The organism is Kitasatospora sp. NPDC004615, assembly GCF_042873545.1.
Taxonomy (GTDB): domain Bacteria; phylum Actinomycetota; class Actinomycetes; order Streptomycetales; family Streptomycetaceae; genus Kitasatospora.
This window is the reverse complement of record NZ_JBIALQ010000004.1, coordinates 425,820-445,991: the sequence shown is the minus strand read 5'-3', so window position 1 is coordinate 445,991 and position 20,172 is coordinate 425,820. Positions and strand designations below refer to the sequence as shown.

Annotated in this window: 6 protein-coding genes; all 6 read right to left on the bottom strand. The window is 75.6% G+C overall.

What is annotated here, in order from left to right; all coding sequences use genetic code 11:
- Positions 1 to 137 precede the first annotated feature (137 nt).
- The 6 genes from ACFYS8_RS16725 to ACFYS8_RS16700 are packed head-to-tail and all read right to left on the bottom strand — an operon-like array spanning position 138 to position 20,114.
- Positions 138 to 1,238, bottom strand: coding sequence for an HAD-IIIC family phosphatase (locus ACFYS8_RS16725; RefSeq protein WP_387641615.1), 1,101 nt, complete (start codon positions 1,236 to 1,238; stop codon positions 138 to 140).
- Positions 1,239 to 1,273: 35 nt separating this feature from the next.
- The gene (locus ACFYS8_RS16720) at positions 1,274 to 2,389 is read right to left on the bottom strand and encodes an acyl-CoA dehydrogenase family protein (RefSeq protein WP_387641613.1); all 1,116 of its coding nucleotides are present in this window, start codon (positions 2,387 to 2,389) and stop codon (positions 1,274 to 1,276) included.
- Positions 2,382 to 2,663 carry an acyl carrier protein gene (locus ACFYS8_RS16715; protein WP_387641610.1) on the bottom strand — a complete coding sequence of 94 codons (282 nt, stop codon included), beginning with the start codon at positions 2,661 to 2,663 and terminating at the stop codon, positions 2,382 to 2,384. The genes ACFYS8_RS16720 and ACFYS8_RS16715 overlap by 8 nt, the downstream gene beginning before the upstream one ends.
- Before the next feature lie 60 nt (positions 2,664 to 2,723).
- The gene (locus ACFYS8_RS16710; protein WP_387641608.1) at positions 2,724 to 3,593 is read right to left on the bottom strand and encodes a 3-hydroxyacyl-CoA dehydrogenase family protein; all 870 of its coding nucleotides are present in this window, start codon (positions 3,591 to 3,593) and stop codon (positions 2,724 to 2,726) included.
- A 17-nt stretch (positions 3,594 to 3,610) separates the two neighbouring features.
- Positions 3,611 to 9,871 (bottom strand): type I polyketide synthase, encoded by a 6,261-nt coding sequence (locus ACFYS8_RS16705; protein WP_387641605.1) that lies wholly within the window; start codon positions 9,869 to 9,871, stop codon positions 3,611 to 3,613.
- A gap of 31 nt (positions 9,872 to 9,902) precedes the next feature.
- Complete coding sequence (locus ACFYS8_RS16700) at positions 9,903 to 20,114, bottom strand: type I polyketide synthase (RefSeq protein WP_387641603.1); 10,212 nt, start codon at positions 20,112 to 20,114, stop codon at positions 9,903 to 9,905.
- Positions 20,115 to 20,172 lie beyond the last annotated feature (58 nt).

Below are 20,172 nucleotides of genomic sequence, written 5' to 3'. Positions count from 1 at the left end.
TAACCCGGGCCCGGCCGTGGCCCCGCGGGGGGGTGTGGGCGGGGAGTTTGTTGCCCGCGGGGATCACCCTGGCCCGAAGGCGCTCAAAGCGGGGGGCGGGGGCCGGGCCCCCCGGGGCCCCCCGGGCCCCGCGGCCGTCACGGTGTTCCCGGACCCCCTTCCGGCGTGGTCAGGTCGGGTGCGTCCACGCTGATGACGGTGGACACCACGCGCGGGCCGGGGACCAGGTGCAGGCGCTGGAGTCCGGTGTCCTCCGGGGCCGGTGCGAGGACGTCGGCGCACGGGCACGGGGCTTCGTCCAGGCCCTCGAAGCCCGCGAACCGGTAGGCGATCTCCATCATCCGGTTGCGTTCGGTCGCCCGGAAGTCCGCGACCAGGTGGACCCCGGCCCGGGCGGCGGCGTCGGCCAGCCAGTTCAGCAGGGTCGCGCCGGCACCGTAGGCGACGACCCGGCAGGAGGTGGCGAGCAGCTTGAGGTGCCACAGGCCCGGGTGCCGCTCCAGCAGCAGGACGCCGACCGCGCCGTGCGGGCCGAACCGGTCGGTGAGGGTGACCACCAGGACCTCGTGCCGGGGGTCGGTGATCAGGCCGCGCAGCACCGCGTCCGGGTAGTGGACCCCGGTCGCGTTCATCTGGCTGGTGCGCAGGGTGAGTTCCTCGACCCGGGACAGTTCCTCGCCGGTGGCCCGGCCGATGCGCATCCGCAGGTCCAGGGAGCGCAGGAACTCCTCGTCGGGGCCGGGGGCGGCCGCCCGCTCGGCCTCGCGGCGGAAGCCCGCCTGGTACATCTGGCGCCGCCGCCGGGAGTCGACGGTGCTGGTCGCGGGGGTGAACTCGGCGAGTTCGGGGAGGTCGAGGACCTGCTCGGCCGGGTAGCAGCGGACGTCGGGCAGGTGGAAGGCCACTTCGGCGCGTTCGGCGGGCCGGTCGTCGACGAAGGCGATGGTCGTGTGCGCGAAGTTCAGCCGGTCGGCGATCCGGCGCACCGACTCGGACTTCGCGCCCCACCCGATCTCCGGCAGGACGAAGTACTCGGCCAGGCCGAACGCCTCCAGCCGGGCCCAGGCGTGCTCGTGGTCGTTGCGGCTGGCGACGGACTGCAGGATGCCGCGGGAGTCGAGCTCGATCACCACCTTGCGCACCTCGTCCGGCAGGTGCACCTCGCCGTCCTCCAGCAGGGTGCCCTGCCAGAGGGTGCCGTCCAGGTCCCAGACCAGGCACTTGACGGTCTCAGCCATGTCGTCCTTCCTCGTCTCGTCGGCCGCGGGACCGCTCACAGTGCCCCCGTAGCGGAGAGGGCGTGCTGCGCCAGCATCAGTCGGCACAGCTCGTTGCTGCCCTCGATGATCTCCATCATCTTGGCGTCCCGGTACGCCCGGGCCACCGTGTGCCCGTCCCGGGAGCCGGCCGAGGCCAGTACCTGGACAGCCGTCGCCGCGGCCTGCGCGGCCTGGGTCGCGCTGACGTGCTTGGCCAGCACGGTCGCCACCACCTGGTCCGGCGACCCTTCGTCCCAGCAGCGGCTGGCGTGCTCGCAGACCCGGGTGGCCACCTGCTCGGCCGTGTAGAGGTCGGCGAGGTGTCCGGCGACGAGCTGGTGCTCCGCGAGCGGTTTGCCGAACTGCTCCCGTCCGGCGGCGTGCGAGGTGGCCGCCGCCAGACAGGCCCGCAGGATGCCCACACACCCCCAGGCGACGGACATCCGCCCGTAGGCCAGCGCCGTCGTCACCAGCAGGGCCGGCGGCAGTCCGTGACCGCCCAGGACGCTGTCGGCGGGCAGCCGCACCCCGTCGAGGTGCACGTCGGCGTGTCCGGCCGCGCGGCAGCCGAGCGGGTCGGCGATCCGCTCGATCCGGACGCCGGGCGCGTCGGCGGGCACCACGACGGCCACCGCGCCGTCCTCGTAGCGGCCGACGATGACCAGCAGGTCGGCGTAGTGGGCGGCGGTCACCCATTTCTTCTGTCCGTCGACGACGACCGTGTCGCCGTCGCGGCGGACGGTCGTCGTCATCGCCGAGAGGTCGCTGCCGGCGCCGGGCTCGCTGAAACCGACCGCCGCCAGCTCGCCGCCGGTCAGCCGGGGGAGGTAAACGGCCGCCTGCTCGGCGGTGCCCAGGCGCTGGATGGTCCACGCCGCCATGCCCTGGGAGGTCATCACGCTGCGCAGCGAGCTGCACAGGCCGCCCACGTGGGCGGTGTACGCGCCGCTGTGCGTGCTGCTGAGCCCCCAGCCGCCGTACTGCGACGGGACTTCGGCGCACAGCCGGCCCTCGGCACCCAGCTCGCGGAGCAGGTCCCGCGGGATGAGGCCGGTCCGGTCCCACTCCCCCGCCAGGTCGCCGACCCGCAGGGTGACGGCGGTCATGGCGCCGCTCAGGTCCTCACCCATGCTGGCCCCCGACGGCGGGCTCCTGGAGCCGGGCCACCAGCTCGGCCATCCGCCGCACGGTGCGGAAGTTGTCCAGCCGCAGGTCCGCGCCGCGGACGGCTATGGCGTAGGTCTTCTCCAGGTGCACCACCACCTGCATGGCGAAGAGGGACGACAGCCCGCCGGCGTCGAACAGGTCGGTGTCGGCGTCCCAGGCGGTTCCGGTGCGTCCTTCCAGGAACTCCAGCAGTTCCTTCTCCAGGGCGTGGATGTCGGGCGTGTTCGTCGTGCTCATGGCCGTCTCCTTCTCGGGGTGATCCGGGGTGATCGGGGTGATCAGGTGCGGTCGGGGTGATCAGGTGTAGTCGTAGAAGCCGCGCCCGGACTTGCGGCCCAGCCGGCCCTCGCGGACCAGCCGGAGCAGCAGTTCGGTGGGGCGGCAGCCGTCGTCGCCGGTGCGTTCGTGGAGCACGGTGAGGGAGTCGACGAGGTTGTCGATGCCGATCAGGTCCGCGGTGCGCAGCGGGCCGGTGGGGTGTCCCAGGCAGCCCTGCATCAGGGCGTCGACGTCCTCGGCGGTCGCCGTGCCCTCCTGCACGACCCGGGCCGCGTCGTTGATCATCGGGTGCAGGATGCGGCTGGTCACGAAGCCGGGCGCGTCCCGGACGACCACCGCCTTCCGCCGCAGTGCCGTGAGCAGGGCCGCCACGGCGGCCATCGCGGAGTCCCCGGTCCTGGCGCCGCGGACCACTTCGGCGGTTCCGATCAGGTAGGGCGGGTTCATGAAGTGGGTGCCGACCAGTTCCTCCGGCCGCTCCAGGGCCCCGGCCAGTTCGTCGACGGGGATGGAGGAGGTGTTGGTGATCAGCAGGGTTCCGGGCCGGACCAGTCCGGAGACCTCGGACAGAACGGCGGCCTTGATCGCGGCGTTCTCGGTGACCGCCTCGATGACGGCGGTGGCTCCGGCGGCGGCCTTGAGCGAGGTGTCGGTGGCCAGGGTGCCGAGGGGCGTCCCGGCGGGCAGTGCGCCCATCAGCTCGGCCAGCCGGAGTTCGCCGCCGATCAGGTCCGCGGCCCGGTCGAGCCGTTCCCGGTCGACGTCGACCAGGTGGACCGGCAGGCCGTGCCCGAGGGCGAGGACGGTGATTCCGACGCCCATCACCCCGGCTCCCAGCACCGTGAGGGCGTGCCGCGGGGGGGAATCGTCATAGGGGGCGGTGGTCAACGGGTTCTCCTTCGTTCTCACTGGCCGTCGGGGGTACGGAAGGTGTCGGGGGTGCGCAGGGTCGCGTCGAGCCAGTCGGCGACGGCGTCGCCGGTGGTCGCGACGTGCTGCTCCATGAGCGAGAAGTGGTCTCCGGGAACGTCGACGACGGCGTCGGCGCCCTCCCAGGACGCGCGCCACTCACCGGCGTCGGCGGACGGGCTGCCGAGCGGGGTGGAGGCGCGGACCAGCAGCAGCGGGGCGCGGACCGCCGGGGGCTTCCAGTCGTCGAGCAGCCGGAAGTAGCCGCCCATCGCGGTCAGCCGGGTCCCGTCCATCGGGGCCGCCCGCTCCTCGCGGGCGAACATGCCGCCCAGCAGGACGTCGTTGAACTGCGTGATGCCCCGGTTGTCGGAGAGGTAGGTGTCCAGCAGCACCACGGCCGCCGGGCCCGCGCCGCGCCGCTCCAGCTCGGTGGCCACTCCGTGGGCGAGCGTGCCGCCGGAGGAGGAGCCGGCCAGGACGAGCGTCCGTCCGGGCAGTTCCCGGAGCAGGGTCGTCGCCTGGAAGTCCAGCAGGGCCGACATGTCGGCGGGCAGTTCCTCCTCGGGGGTGAACCCGGGGGCGTCCAGGGCGGCGACGGCGTAGCGGTCCCGGAAGCGGGAGGCGAAGCGGGCGTACTGGTGGGCGCCGCCGAGGGCGACGATGGAGCCGAAGCAGACGAGTACGGGGGCGTCGGCGCGCTCGTTCAGGTGCAGCAGCCGCGGGCCGGCGCCGGCGGCCGCGAGGTCGCTGCCGCTGTGGAAGGCCGGGCGCAGGGCGGAGGCGTTCTTGAGCAGCGCGATGCCCTCGTCGACCCGGCCGAGTGCGCAGGCCCGGCGGAACAGCACGCTCGCCGGGTCGGTGCCGGTGCCGGTGTCAACGGCATCGGCCACGGGTGCCGCTTCGGGCCGGGGGGTGTCTTCCGTCCGGGCCTCGGCGGCGAGGCGTGCCGCGAGCGCGGTGGGGGTTCCGCTGTCGAAGACGGCGGAGGGCCGCAACCGCACTCCGGTGGCGGCGGCCAGCCGGTTGCGGAGTTCGACCGCGGTCAGCGAGTCGAAGCCGACGGAGAGGAAGGGCGCCGTCGCGGACAGTGCCCCCGAGTCGGTGTGGCCGAGGACTTCGGCGGCCTCGGTGAGGACGAGTTCACGCAGGATCAGCTCGCGTTCCCGCGCGCCGGCGGCGGTGTCGAGCCGGTGCCGCAGCGCCGCGGTGGCGCTCGGCGCCGCCTTCGCCCCGGCCGTCGCGGCCGGGCCGCGCCGGACCAGGGAGCGCAGCATCGGGTGGACCGGGCCGTCGCCGCTCACGGGGAGGTCGAGGTGGGCCAGGACGACGGGGCTCCCGTCTCCCGGCGGGGCGGCGTCCGCGGCGCACACGGTGTCCAGCAGGGCCATGGCCTCCTCGTCGGAGAGGCCGCGGGCGCCGCGCCGGTCGATCCGCCGCCGGTCGGGGCCGGCGAGTTCCGCCGTCATCCCGCTCACCCGCTCCCAGGGCCCCCAGGCCAGGGACAGGCCGGGGAGCCCGAGCCGTCGGCGTTCCGCGACGAGGGCGTCGAGTGCGGCGTTGGCGGCCGAGTAGGACGCCTGGCCGGGGCTGCCCAGCACGCCGGCGGCGGAGGAGAAGACGACGAACGCGGCGAGGTCCGCTCCGCGCGTCAGCTGGTCGAGGTGGCGGGCGGCATCGAACTTGGGCCGCAGGACGGCGGCCATCCGCTCCGCCGTCAGCCCGTCCAGCAGGCCGTCGTCGAGCACTCCGGCGGTGTGCACGACGGCGCACAGCGGACGGCTCGCGGGGATGGCGGCCAGGGCGGCGGCCAGGGCCCGGCGGTCGGACACGTCGCAGGCGAGGGCGGTCACCTCGGCTCCGGCCCCGGCCAGCTCCGCCGCCAGCTCCGGCAGGCCGGGGGCGTCGGCGCCGCGGCGGCTCAGCACGAGGAGGTGGCGTACCCCGTGCGCGGCGACCAGGTGCCGCGCCAGGACGGCCGCGAGGGCGCCACCGCCGCTCAGCAGCACCGTCCCCTCGGACGGCCCGAACGCGCCGGCCGACCGGATCGCGGGGGCGGAGGCGGGGGCGGAGGCCGTGGGCCGTACCAGTCGCGGGGCGTACAGGACGCCGCCGCGCAGCGCCGCCTGCGGTTCGCCCGTGGCGAGGAGGTCGGCGAGCGCGTCGCCGAGACCGTCCTGGTCCGGCCCTTCGGTGTCCAGCAGCACGAACCGGTCGGGGTGTTCGAGCTGAGCGGCCCTGAGCATGCCCCAGACGGCCGCCGCGCCGGGGTCCGCCGGCCGCGCGCCGAGCGGGCCGGTCGCTCCCCGGGTGAGCACCACCAGGGGCGTCCGGGCGGTGCTGTCGTCGGCCAGGTGGGCCTGCACGCGGTCCAGCACCCCGGCCGCGACCGCGTGCACCGCCGCGGGGTCCGCGTCCAAGGCGGGGGCGTCGACGGACGGCGGGCAGGTCAGCAGCACCGCGTCGGGTGTCGCGGACCGGGGTTCGACGGGGAAGGCGTCCGGCAGCAGCCGCTCGTCCCGCGGGCCGAGGAGGCCCCAGCGGGTGACCGGGCGCGGACCGGGCCCGGCGGTGACCGGCGTCCAGCCGACGTGGAAGACGGAGCCGGAGGACGCCCGCAGCGCGGCGGTGGACGCCGTCCGCAGGGTGAGCGAGCCGACCGTCGCCACGGTGCGCCCCGAGGGATCGGTGATCCGCGCGGTGACGGCGTCGGGGCCGTCGGGGCGCAGCCGGACGCGCAGGACCGGCGCGTCGGAGGCTTCGATCGCGACGCGCTGCCAGGAGAACGGCAGGGGGACGCCGTCGGCGGGCTCCGCGGTCGCGGCGCCTTCGCGCAGGCCGGTCGTCTGGAGGGCCGCGTCCAGGAGCGCCGGGTGCACGCCGAAGCCGTCCGCCCCGGTGCCGGGGAGGCCGTCGGGCCGGGCCACTTCGGCGTGGATCGCGTCCGCGGTGCGCCAGGCGGCGCGCAGGCCCCGGAACGCCGGGCCGTAGGCGACGCCACGGGCCTCGAGCAGCCCGTACAGCTCGTCCACGTCCAGCGGGACGGCGCCGGGCGGGGGCCACGCGCCGGCCGGTCCGGCCATGTCGTCCGGATCGGCCGAGGAGTCCCGGGGACCGACCGTGCCGGTCGCGTGCCGGGTCCAGGGCCGGTCGGCGGCGCCGGGGGCGGCCTCGGGCCGGGAGTGGAACTCCACCGGGCGCCGGCCCGTGCCGTCTTCGGCACCCACTCGTACGCGCAGCTGTACGGCGTGGTCGTCGGGCAGCAGCAGCGGGGCGGCGAGGGTCAGTTCCTCCACGAGGGCGCAGCCGTGGTGGCGGCCCGCGTACGCGGCCAGCTCCACGAGGGCCGCGCCGGGCAGGATGACGGCTCCGGCCACGGCGTGGTCGACGAGCCAGGGGTGGGTGGCCGGAGAGAGCCGGCCGGTGAAGAGGGTGCCCGCGTCGTCGGGCAGTTCGATCGCGGCGCCGAGCAGCGGGTGGTCCGCGGCGGATTGGCCGGTGGCCGCCTGGTCCCGGTCGGCCGGCAGGGCGTCGAGCCAGTAGCGGCGGCGCTGGAAGGCGTAGGTGGGCAGGTCCACCCGCTGGGCGCCGGTTCCCGCGAACAGCCGTTCCCAGTCGACGCGCAGGCCCCGGACGTGTGCCCCGGCGAGGGCGAGCTGGAGCCGGCGGAGCCCTCCGGCTCCGCGCCGCAGGGTGTCGAGCACCACCGTCTCCGGGGCGCCCTCGTCGGCGGCCGTGTCCTCGATCCCGTACATCAGGGCCGGCTGGGGGCTGGACTCGATGAAGACGCGGTGGCCGGCCGCGAGGAGCGCGCGGGTGGCCTGCTCGAACTCGACGGTCTGCCGGAGGTTGCGGTACCAGTACTCGGCGTCCAGGGCCTTGGTGTCCAGCAGGCCGCCGGTCACGCTGGAGTAGTACGGCACCGCGCCGGACAGCGGCACGATGCCGTCCAGGTCGGCGAGCAGGCGCTCGCGGATCTCCTCCACGTGTGCGGAGTGCGACGCGTAGTCGGCTTCGATCCGAGTCGCCCACACCCCTTCTTCCAGGAGTTCCTCCACCAGCGCCGTGACCGCGTCCGCGTCGCCCGACACCGCTGTCGACGACGGGCCGTTGACCGCGGCCACCGACAGCCGGCCCGCGATGCGCTCCCGCACCACGTCCACCGGCAGGGGCACCGAGGCCATACCGCCCCGGCCCGCGATCGTCCCCACCGCGCGGGAACGCAGCGCGACCACCCGCGCCCCGTCCTCCAGACTCAGACCACCCGCCACCACGGCGGCCGCGATCTCACCCTGCGAGTGGCCGACCACGGCGTCCGGAACGACGCCGAACGCGCGCCACACCTCCGCCAGCGACACCATCACCGCCCACAGCACCGGCTGCACCACATCCACCCGCGCCAGCAGCGCCTGCGAACCCAGCGCCTCCGCCAACGACCAGTCCACGTAAGGCGCCAGAGCCCGCTGACACTCGGCCATCCGCCCGGCGAACACCTCCGACTCACCCAGCAGCTCGACCGCCATTCCGACCCACTGCGAGCCCTGGCCCGGGAACACCAGCACCGAACGGCCGGGGAGCGGCCCGCCACCGACCGGCACGGCCGCCGAGCCCTTGCCCCGCGACAGGGCGGCGAGACCGGCCAGCAGCTCGTCCCGGTCCGCCCCCACCACCACCGCACGCTCCGCGAACCGCGAACGGCCCGCCAGCAGCGAACGGCCCACGTCCAGCACGCTCAGGCCCGGTTCCGCCGTCACCCGTTCGTGCAGCGCCGTCGCCTGGGCGCGCAGCGCCTCCGGGGTGCGCGCCGACAGGATCCAGGGGACGGCGGCAGGCTGGTCGACCGGCGTGTCGGTGGAAGCCGTCGGGTCGGCCGGGGCCTGTTCGAGGATGACGTGCGCGTTGGTCCCGCTGGCGCCGAAGGAGGACACGCCCGCCCGGCGCGGCCGTCCCGTCTCCGGCCAGGGGGTGGCCTCGGTGAGCAGCGAGACGGCTCCCTCGGTCCAGTCGATGCGGGGCGAGGGGCGGTCGACGTGCAGGGTGCGCGGCATCACGCCGTGCCGGATCGCGAGCACCGACTTGATCACCCCGCCGACGCCCGCGGCGGCCTGGGTGTGGGACAGGTTGGACTTCAGCGATCCCAGCCGCAGCGGCCGCCCGGCGGGCCGGTCCTGCCCGTAGGTGGCCATCAGCGCCTGGGCCTCGATGGGGTCGCCGAGGACGGTGCCGGTGCCGTGCGCCTCCACCATGTCCACCTCGGACGGGGCGAGTCCGGCGTGGGCGAGCGCCCCGTTGATGACGCGCTGCTGCGCGGGCCCGTTCGGGGCGGTCAGCCCGTTGCTGGCGCCGTCCTGGTTGACGGCCGAGCCGCGGATGGCGGCCAGCACCGGGTGCCCGTTGCGGCGGGCGTCCGAGAGCCGTTCCAGCAGGAGCAGGCCCAGGCCCTCCCCGAACCCGGCGCCGTCCGCCGCGGACGAGAAGGACTTGCTGCGCCCGTCGGGTGCCAGGCCGCGCTGGCGGCTGAATCCGACGTACAGGCCGGGGGTGGACATCACGGTCACCCCGCCGGCCAGGGCGAGGGTGGTGTCGCCGGAGCGCAGTCCCTGGCAGGCGAGGTGCACGGCGACCAGGGAGGACGAGCAGGCGGTGTCCAGGGTGACCGCCGGGCCTTCCAGGCCCAGCGTGTAGGCGATCCGGCCCGAGGCGACGCTGGGGATGGTGCCGGTGCCGAGGAAGCCCTCCACTTCGTCGGGCACCCGGCCGAGGCGGGACCCGTACTCGCTGTAGATCACTCCGGTGTAAACGCCGGTGCGGCTGCCGCGCAGGGTCGCCGGGTCGATGCCCGCGCGCTCGATCGCCTCCCAGGACGCTTCCAGCAGCAGCCGCTGCTGCGGGTCCATGGCGAGGGCCTCGCGCGGGGAGATACCGAAGAAGCCGGCGTCGAAGCCGGTCGCGTCGTGCAGGAAGCCGCCTTCGCGGACGTAGAAGGTGCCCGGGGCGTCGGGGTCGGCGTCGAAGCCGCCCTCGACGTCCCAGCCCCGGTCGGCGGGGAACGGCGAGACCGCGTCGCGCTCCTTGACCAGCAGGTCCCACAGGTCTTCCGGGGTGCGCACGCCACCGGGGTAGCGGCAGCTCATCGCCACGATGGCGATGGGCTCGGCGGAGTCGTCGCGGAGCCGCCGGTTCTCCTGCCGCAGGCGCTGGTTGTCCAGCAGCGAGGCGCGCAGGGCGGCGACCACCTGGTCCGTGTCGGTGGGCATGGGGTTGGGCTTCTCCTTCTGCGGCTGTCGGTCAGTCACGTTCGCCGCCCAGGGCCATCCGGACGAGGTCGTCGACGGCCATGCCACTGATGTCGTCGGCGGCGGGAGCCGGCGTCTCCGGTGCGTCCGGTCGGTCGGCGAGGTCCAGCAGCGCGTCGAGCAGGCCCGCCCGGCGCAGGGCGGCGGGTGGGATCGCGGCGAGCAGGGAGCTGATCTCGTGGTCCGCGCGGTCCGTCCGGCCCGGCGTCCCGGTGGCCTTCCCGGTGGCGCCCGGCCCGTCGGGGACCAGGCGCCCGGCGAGATAGGCGGCGACGGCGGCCGGGGTGGGGTGGTCGAAGACCAGGGTCGCGGGCAGCCGGCGGCCGGTGGCGGCGCCGAGCCGGTTGCGGAGTTCGACGGAGGTGAGCGAGTCGAAGCCGAGGTCCTTGAACGCCTGGTCCGGGTCGACGGCCCCCGCTCCGCCGTGGCCGAGGACGTCGGCGGCCCGGCTCCGCACCAGGTCGAGCAGGGTGGCGAGGCGCTCCTCCGGGGTGAGGTCGGTCAGCCGGCGGCGCAGCGAGTCCGCTTCAGCGGCGTCCGCCCCGGAGGCGGGGCGGCGTGCGGCCCCGGGGACCAGCGCGGAGAGCAGGGCGGGGACGGGCCCGGTCCGGGCCGCCGTCCGGAGCCGGCCGAGATCGATCTTGACCGGGACGAGCAGCGGTTCGTCCAGGGCGAGCGCCGCGTCGAACAGGGCCAGGCCCTCTTCGCTGCCGATGGCCGCGGTGCCGCCCCGGGACATCCGCCGCAGGTCGGTGGCGCTGAGCGTGCCGGTCATGGTGCTGCGCTGCGCCCACAGGCCCCAGGCGAGCGACTGGGCGGGCAGGTGCAGGGCACGCCGGTGCTGGGCGAGCGCGTCGAGGAAGGCGTTGGCGGCCGCGTAGTTGCCCTGCCCCGCGTTGCCGACCGTGGCGGACGCGGAGGAGAAGAGGACGAAGGCCGACAGCGGCAGCTCACGGGTGAGGGCGTGCAGGTTGAGGGCCGCGTCGACCTTGGGCCGCAGGACGTGGCGCATCCGGTCGGGGGTCAGCGACTCGACCGTCCCGTCGTCCAGGACGCCGGCCGCGTGGACGACCGCACTCAGCGGACGGTCGGCGGGGATGCCGGCGAGCAGGGCGGCGAGCGCGTCCCGGTCGGCGACGTCACAGGCCTCCACGTCCACCCGGGCGCCGTGTCCGCGCAGTTCGGCGGCGAGGTCGGCCAGGCCCGGGGCGTCCGCGCCGCGCCTGCCGACGAGCAGCAGGTTCCGTACGCCGTGCGCGGTCACGAGGTGCTGGGCCACCAGGCCGCCGAGCGCGCCGCCGGCCCCGGTGACGAGGACGGTTCCGCCGGCCGCGCCGATGCCGGACGGTGCGTCCGGGCCCGGGTCCGTGGCGACGGCGGCCCTGGTGAGGCGGGCGGCGAGGAGCCGTTCGGCGCGGATCGCCAGCTGGGGTTCCGTTCCGGCCAGTGCCTGGGGCAGCAGGCCGGTCACGGCGGCCGGGTCGTCGGTGTCGATCAGCAGGAAGCGGTCCGGGTGCTCGGACTGGGCGGAGCGGACGAGGCCGCGGACCGCCGCGCCGGTGAGGTCGGTGACCTCCTCACCGGCCTCCGTGGAGACCGCGCCCCGGGTGACGAGCACCAGGCGCGAGTCGGCGAAGCGGTCGTCGGCGAGCCAGTCCTGAACGAGCCGCAGGGCGTCGTCCAGCGCGGTGTGCACGGAGGCGGCGTCGGGCGGGGACTGCAGGCGCGGGGTGTGGTCGCACCAGGCCAGGACCGCGGCGGGCGACGGCGCTCCCCCGTCCAGCGCGGCACCGAGCGCGGCCAGGTCCGGATGGCTGTCCGGGAAGAGTTCCCGGCCACCGAGGACGGCCCAGCCTCCGAGGAGGTCGGCGGGTGCGGTGGCGGGCGCCGCCGACCACTGCAGCCGGTAGAGGGACTCCGGGCCGCCGCCGGGGCGGAGGGCGTCCAGGTCGATCGGGCGGACGGCGAGCGCCTCGACCGACACGACCGGGAGGCCGTGCGGGTCGGTCGCGTCGATCGACACCGATCCGTCCGGCCGGAAGCCGAGCCGCACCCTGAGCGCGGTGGCTCCGGAGGCGTGCAGCCTGACCCCGCTCCAGGAGAACGGCAGCCCGGCGGAGGGCCGGTCCGGGCCCGGCCCGGTCTCCGGCTGGGCGCTCAGGAACAGCCCCTGGAGGGCGGCGTCCAGGAGCGCGGGGTGCACGCCGAACGCGGAGGCGGAACGGTCCCGGTCCCCGGGCAGACGCACCTCGGTGAAGATCTCGTCGCCCCGGCTCCAGGCGGTGGTGAGCCCGCGGAAGGCGGGTCCGTAGCCGTAACCGGAGGCGTCGAACCGCTCGTACAGGTCGTCGACGGGGATCGGGACGGCGCCGGGCGGCGGCCAGGCACCGGCGTCGGCCGGTACGGGTGCGGGCGACGGTTCGCGGGTCGTGGCGTCGGCGGTGATCCGACCGGTCGCGTGCGCGGTCCAGTGCGGGGTTGCCGCGTCCTCCCGGCAGGAGAACAGGTCCAGCGAACGGCTGCCGTCCGCGTCTGCGGCGCCGACCCGTACCTGCACGCGGACGGCGGTGTCAGCGGGTATCAACAGCGGCTGCTGGAGCGTCAGTTCCTCCACCGCGTGGCATCCGGCCTCGTCCGCGGCACGTACGGCGAGTTCCGCGAAGGCCGCGCCGGGCAGCAGGACCGCACCGGCCACGGCATGGTCGGCGAGCCAAGGGTGGGTGCGCAGCGAGATCCGGCCGCTGAGCAGCAGCTCACCCGTGTCGGCCAGCTCGATGGCCGCCCCGAGAATGGGGTGGTCGGCCGGGTCGAGCCCCGCCGAACCCACATCGGCCGCCGTGGCGGGCGCCGGCTCGGGCCAGTAGCGGGTGCGCTGGAAGGCGTACGTCGGCAGTTCGACGCGCCGCGCCCCCGGGAACGCCCCCGACCAGTCCACCCCCAGCCCGCGCTCCCACGCACGGCCCACCGCGCGCAGCACCTGCGCCGGGCCGCCCTCCCCGCGACGCAACGTCCCCAGCACCACGGCATCCGCACCTGCGGCCTCCACCGACTCCCCCACCGCCACGCCCAGCACCGCGTGCGGACTGGACTCGACGAAGAACCGGAAGCCCTCCCCCAGCAGCACCTCGGTGGCCTTGCCGAACTCGACGGTCTCCCGGAGGTTGCGGTACCAGTACTCGGCGTCCAGGGACTTCGTGTCCAGCCAACTGCCCGTCACCGTCGAGAAGAACGGCACCGCACCCGAGGCAGGAGCGATCCCCTCCAGATCGGCCAGCAGACGCTCGCGGATCTCCTCCACATGTGCGGAGTGCGACGCGTAATCGACCTCGATCAGACGCGCCCGCACCCCCTCCCCCACCAGCTCATCCACCAGCGCCGCGACCGCGTCCGCATCGCCCGACACCACCGTCGACGACGGACCGTTCACCGCCGCCACCGACAACCGGCCCGCGATGCGCTCCCGCACCACCTCCACCGGCAACGGCAGCGAAGCCATCCCGCCCCGACCCGCCAGAGCGCGGATCGCCAGGGAACGCAACGCGACCACCCGCGCCCCGTCCTCCAGACTCAGACCACCAGCCACCACCGCGGCCGCGATCTCACCCTGCGAGTGGCCCACCACCGCGTCCGGAACCACGCCGAACGCACGCCACACCTCAGCCAGCGACACCATCACCGCCCACAGCACCGGCTGCACCACATCCACCCGCGCCAGCAGGGACTCCGAACCCAACGCCTCCACCAACGACCACTCGACATACGGCGCCAGCGCCCGCTCGCACTCCGCCATCCGCCCGGCGAACACCTCCGACCCGGCCAGCAGCTCCACCGCCATCCCGACCCACTGCGAGCCCTGACCCGGGAACACCAGCGCCACCCGACCGTCGACCGGGCGACCGCCGTCCCACGCTCCCGAGTCGTCGTCGGCCATCCGGCCCAGCAGGGTGTGGAGCTGGTCCCGGTCCCCGACCAGTGCCTTCCGGTACTCGAAGGCGGTGCGCCCGTACAGGGCGAAGCCGATGTCGCGCGGGTCGGAGCCGGGGCTGCCGTCCAGGTGGCGGCGCAGCCGGTCGGCCTGGGCGCGCAGTGCCTGCGGGCTCTTCGCCGACAGCAGCCAGGGCACCGCCGAGGCGGGGGTGCGCTCGGCCGGCGGGCCGTCGTCGTCCAGCGGGGCGTGTTCGAGGATGGTGTGGACGTTGGTGCCGCTCAGGCCGAAGGAGGACACTCCGGCCCGGAAGGGGCGGCCGTGGAGGGGCCAGGACTGCTGCTCGGTCGCGAGGGCCAGCGCTCCGCGCGTCCAGTCGACGTGGCCGGAGGGCCTGCCGACGTGCAGGGTGCGGGGCACCTGCCCGTGCTGCATGGACAGCACCGTCTTGATGACCCCCGACACACCCGATGCCGCCTGGGCGTGGCCGAGGTTGGATTTGAGGGAGCCGACCAGCAGGGGTCGGTCGGCGGGCCGGTCCTGGCCGTAGGTGGCCAGCAGCGCCTGGGCTTCGATGGGGTCGCCGAGGGTGGTGCCGGTGCCGTGCGCCTCCACCACGTCCACGTCGGACGCGGTCAGCCCGGCGTCCGCCAGCGCCGCCCGGATCACCCGCTGCTGCGAGGGGCCGTTGGGGGCGGAGAGTCCGTTGCTGGCACCGTCCTGGTTGATGGCGGAGCCGCGTACCACGGCCAGTACCGGGTGTCCGTTGCGGCGGGTGTCCGACAGCCGCTCCAGCAGCAGGACGCCGACCCCTTCGCCCATGCCCATGCCGTCCGCGTCGTCCGAGAAGGCCTTGCAGCGGCCGTCCTCGGCGAGTCCCCGCTGACGGGAGAAGCTGATCAGGGCGCCGGGGGTGGCCATCACGGCGACGCCGCCGACCAGGGCGAGCGAGCAGTCGCCGCCGCGCAGCGCACGGCCGGCGTAGTGCATGGCGACCAGGGAGGAGGAGCAGGCCGTGTCCACGGTCACCGCGGGGCCTTCGAGGCCCAGGGTGTAGGCGACCCGGCCGGAGACCACGCTGGGTGCGCTGCCGGTGAGCAGATGGCCGTCTCCTTCCTCGGACTGGGCGACGACGGCCGCGTAGTCGGCGTAGTTGACGCCGGTGAACACTCCGGTGCGGCTGCCGCGCAGGGTGGCCGGGTCGATGGCGGCGCGTTCGATCGCCTCCCAGGTGGTCTCCAGCAGCAGGCGCTGCTGCGGGTCCATGGCGAGGGCCTCGCGCGGCGAGATGCCGAAGAACTCGGCGTCGAAGTCGGCGGCGTCGTGCAGGAAGCCGCCGCGCCGGGTGGTCGAGGTGCCGGGGCGGTCGGGGTCGGGGTCGTAGAGGGCCTCGAGGTCCCAGCCGCGGTCGGTGGGGAAGTCCGAGACGGCGTCGCCGCCGTCGGCGAGCAGGCGCCACAGGTCTTCGGGGGTGCCGATGCCGCCGGGGAAGCGGCAGGCCATGGACACGATCGCGATCGGCTCGTCGTCGGGCGCGGCCGGGTGCGCGGCGGTGTCCGCGGGGGCCGGGCCGGCGGCCTGTCGGCCGAGCAGTTCGGCGCGGATCTCCCGGGCGAGCGCGGTGGACGACGGGTGGTCGAAGATCAGGGTGGACGGCAGCCGCAGTCCGGTGGCGGTGTTGAGCCGGTTGCGGAGTTCGACCGCGGTGAGCGAGGCGAAGCCCATGTCCTGGAAGGCCGTGCCGGGCCGGATGGCGTCCACTCCGGCGTGGCCGAGGACGGCCGCCGCGTGGGTGCGGACCAGGTCGAGCAGCAGGCGGTGCTGTTCGGATTCGCCGAGGTCGGCGAGCCGTTCGCGCAGCTGTGCGGCGGCGGGTGCCTCCGTGTCGCCGGTCGCGGTCTCCAGGGCGCGGCGGGCTTCGGGGACGCCGGTCAGCAGCGGGCTGGGGCGGGTGGAGGTGAAGACGGCGGCGAACCGCTCCCAGTCGACGTCGGCGACGGCGAGTACGGTCTCGTCGTCGTCCAGGGCCTGGCGCAGGGCGTGCAGCGCGAGGTCGGGGGCGATCCGGGGCAGGCCGTGCTCCTCCAGTTTGAACAGGTCGGCGTCCTCTCCGGCGACGCGGTCCAGGTGGGGGTTCTCGGCCTGCCAGATGCCCCAGTCGACGCTGGTGGCGGTGAGGCCGCGGGCCCGGCGGTGCTGGGCCAGGGCGTCGAGGTAGGCGTTGGCCGCGGCGTAGGCGCCGTGGTCGCCGCTGCCCCAGACTCCGGCGATCGAGGAGAACAGGACGAAGGCGTCGAGTTCGCGGTCGAGCAGGGCGTCGAGGTGTTCGGCACCGGCGGCCTTGGCGGCGACGATCTGTTCGAACGCGGACATCGGCGTGCCGTCCAGGGGGGCGAGCGCGACGAAGGCGGCCGCGTGGACGACCGCGGTGACGGGGTCGCCCGCCGTCTCCAGGCCGGTGAGCAGTTCCGCCACGGCCTGACGGTCCGCCAGGTCGCAGACGGGCAGGGTCAGTCGTACGCCGAGGGCGGCCAGTTCCGCGGCGAGTTCGGCCGCGCCGGGTGCCTGGGGGCCGCGGCGGCCGGGGAGGACGAGGTGGGTGGCGCCGCTGCGGGCCAGCCAGCGGGCGAGGTGCGGGCCGACTGCTCCGGTGCCGCCGGTCAGCAGGACGGTGCCGCGGGGCTTCCAGTGCTCCGTGCGGCCCTCGCTGCGGGGGGCGCGCCGGAGACGGCGGGCCAGCAGGCCGGTGGGGCGCAGCGCGAGCTGGTCCTCGCGCCCGGCGCCGTCCGCACCGGGGGCCATCAGTACGGCGGCGAGCCGGGTCCGGGCGCGGGCGTCGAGGTCCGGCGGCAGGTCGATGAGTCCGCCCCAGCGGGCGGACAGTTCGAGCGCGGCCACCAGTCCGGTGCCCCAGACCAGTGCCTGGCGGGGGTGGGTGACCGGGTCGTCCGGGCCCGTGGACACGGCCCCGGTGGTGGCGCACCAGAGGGGTGCCGTGAGGGCGAGGTCGCCGAGGGCCTGCACCAGGGCGACGGTGAGTGCCGTCCCGGTGGGCAGGGCCGGGTGGTCGGGGTGGGGCTGGTCGGCGGCGGCCAGCAGCGACAGCACGCCGGTCGGGACGCGGTCGCCGAGGGCGGTGGTGAGCGTGTCCGCGAGGTCCGTGCGGCGGACGGCGTCGGCGGTGAGCTCGGCCGTGACGACGGTGGCGCCCGCTTCGGTGAGGGCGAGCAGCGCTCCGCGTACCGGCGCGTCGTCGCGGTGTCCGGCGGGCAGGACGACGAGCCAGGTGCCGGCGGCGCGGCCGGCGGCGGGGCCTGTGGCCGGCGGGTCGGGCAGGGGCTGCCAGCCGATGCGGTAGCGCCAGGAGTCGATGACGCTCTCGTCGCGCCGCTGTTTGCGCCAGCCGCGCAGGGCCGGCAGGACGGGGGCGAGGGCGTCCTCGTCGACGGCGAGGTGGGCGGCGATCTCGGCCGGGGCCTCGTGGTCGACCATGTGCCAGAAGGCCGTGTCGTGCGGGTCGGCGGCCGGTCCGGCGTCGGGCAGCGCTTCCGGCTCCAGCCAGTAGCGCCGCAGCTGGAAGGGGTATCCGGGCAGGGCGGTCGGGCGGGCGCCGGTGCCGGCGTACACCGCGGACCAGTCGACGGCCGCGCCCGCCACCCACAGTTCGGCGGCCGAGCGCAGCGCCCGGCGCGGTCCGCCGTCGTCGCGGCGCAGGGTGCCGACGACCACGGGCGGCTCCGCGGCGCCGGTGGCCTCGACGGTGTCCTGGATGGCCATGGTCAGCACCGGGTGCGGCGACACCTCGACGAAGACCTCATGGCCCTGCTCGACCAGGGAGCGGACGGCCGCGTCGAAGCGGACGGTCCCGCGGAGGTTGCGGTACCAGTAGTCGGCGTCCATGGCCGTGGTGTCGAGCCGGTCGCCGGTGACGGTGGAGAACAGCGGGATCCGGGCCGGGAGCGGGCGAACGCCGGCCAGCGCGGCCAGCACCTCGGACCTGATCCGTTCGACCTGGGCCGAGTGCGAGGCGTAGTCCACCGGCACGGACCGGGCCCGTACGCCCTGTGCGTCGCAGTGGGCGAGCAGTTCGGCCAGGGCCCCGGTCTCCCCGGAGACCACCACGGCGGCGGGCCCGTTGACGGCGGCCACCGACAGCTTCTCGGCCCAGGGGGCGATTTCGGCGCGGACCCGGTCCTCGGGCAGGGACACCGCGACCATGCCGCCGAGTCCGGCCAGCGCCCGGATGGCCCGGCTGCGCAGGGCGACGACCTTCGCCCCGTCCTCCAGGCTCAGCGCTCCCGCCACCACGGCGGCGGCGATCTCTCCCTGGCTGTGTCCGACGACGGCGTCGGGCCGGACGCCCCAGGACTCCCAGTGCGCGGCCAGTGCCACCATCACCGCCCACAGCACCGGCTGCACCACGTCCACCCGCTCCAGGGAGGGTGCGCCGGGCGCGCCCGCCAGGACGTCGGGGAGACACCACCCGACGTGGGTGGAGAGGGCGGCGTCGCAGGCGGCGAGGCGGTCCCGGAAGGCGGGGCTGGTGGCGAGCAGGTCCCGGGCCATGCCGTCCCACTGGGAGCCCTGGCCGGGGAACACCATGGCGGTCCGGCCCTCGACGACCCGGCCGGTGCCCGCGACGACGTCGGCGGACGCGGCCGGAGCCGGGCCGGACAGGGCAGCGAGGCCGTCGAGCAGTTCGTGCTGCCCGTCGCCGATCACCACGGCCCGGTGTTCGAAGGCGGACCGGGTGGTCGCCAGCGAGAACCCGATGTCGGCCGGCCGTGCGGGCGCGTCCGCGGCGAGCCGGGCACGCAGCCGGGCCGCCTGCTCCCCGAGCGCGGCCGCGGTACGGCCGGACAGCACCCAGGGCAGCACGGCCCCGGGCACGGCTTCCGACGCGTCGGCCGGTTCCGGCTCCGGTGCCTGTTCGAGGACGACGTGCGCGTTGGTGCCGCTCATACCGAACGAGGACACCCCGGCCCGGCGCGGCCGGTCGACGGCGGGCCAGTCGCGGGCCTCGGTGAGGAGTTCGACGGCGCCCGAGGACCAGTCGGCGTGCGGGGTGGGCGCGTCCACGTGCAGGGTGCGCGGCAGGACGCCGTGCCGCAGCGCGAGGACCGTCTTGATGACCCCGGCCACCCCGGCGGCGGCCTGGGTGTGCCCGATGTTCGACTTCAGCGACCCCAGCCACAGCGGACGCCCGGCGGGCCGGTCCTGGCCGTACGTGGCCAGCAGCGCGTCGGCCTCGATCGGGTCGCCGAGAGTGGTGCCGGTGCCGTGCGCCTCCACCGCGTCCACGTCGGCGGCCGTCAGCCCCGCGTCCGCCAGCGCCGCCCGGATCACCCGCTGCTGCGAGGGGCCGTTCGGCGCCGTCAGGCCGTTGCTGGCGCCGTCCTGGTTGATCGCCGAACCGCGCAGCACGGCCAGCACCGTACGGCCGTTGCGGCGGGCGTCCGACAGTCGCTCCAGCAGCAGCATGCCCACGCCCTCGCCCCAGCCGGTGCCGTCCGCGGCCGCCGCGAACGGCTTGCAGCGGCCGTCGGGGGACATCGCGCCCTGCCGGCTGAACTCGACGAACACCGCCGGCAGCGCCATCACGCTGACGCCGCCGGCGAGGGCGAGCGAGCACTCGCCGGCCCGCAGCGCCCGCGCCGCGAGGTGCAGGGCCACCAGCGAGGACGAGCAGGCGGTGTCCACGGTGACGGCGGGGCCCTCGAGGCCGAGCGCGTAGGACACCCGCCCTGACATCACGCTCATCGAGTTCCCCGTCATCAGGAACCCCTGGACGGCTTCGGCGGCGGCGGAGCCCAGCGTCGCGTACCCCTGGTCGATGGCCGCGGCGTACACCCCGGTGCGGCTGCCCCGCAGGGTGAGCGGGTCGATGCCGGCCTGCTCGACGGCCTCCCAGGACGTCATCAGCAGCATCCGCTGCTGCGGGTCCATGGCGACCGCCTCACGGGGCGAGATGCCGAAGAACTCCGGGTCGAAGTCGGCCGCGCCGTCCAGGAACGCCCCCCGCCCGGGGACGGTGCCGCCGGACGGCCAGGCGCGCTCCCAGCCCCGGTCGCCGGGGACGGGCGCGCTGGTGTCGCGGCCCTCGGCGAGCAGTTCCCACAGCTCCTCCGGGGTGCGGACCCCGCCGGGGAAGCGGCAGCTCATCGCCACGATCGCGATCGGCTCGCTGGTGCGGGCCTCGGCCTCCCGGAGCCGCTGCCGGGTGTCGCGCAGGTCGATGGTCACCCGGTTGAGGTAGTCGCGCATCCTCTGGTCGCTCACTGGACACCGCTGCTTTCGTCTCGGGCTGCTCGGGTCTCGTCCCGAAGGACGCGGGGGA

Bases quoted from the DNA above. Each gene is read 5' to 3' on its own strand.
- ACFYS8_RS16725 (WP_387641615.1), bottom strand. From the start codon at position 1,238: ATGGCTGAGACCGTCAAGTGCCTGGTCTGGGACCTGGACGGCACCCTC.
- ACFYS8_RS16720 (WP_387641613.1), bottom strand. From the start codon at position 2,389: ATGGGTGAGGACCTGAGCGGCGCCATGACCGCCGTCACCCTGCGGGTC.
- ACFYS8_RS16715 (WP_387641610.1), bottom strand. From the start codon at position 2,663: ATGAGCACGACGAACACGCCCGACATCCACGCCCTGGAGAAGGAACTG.
- ACFYS8_RS16705 (WP_387641605.1), bottom strand. From the start codon at position 9,871: ATGCCCACCGACACGGACCAGGTGGTCGCCGCCCTGCGCGCCTCGCTG.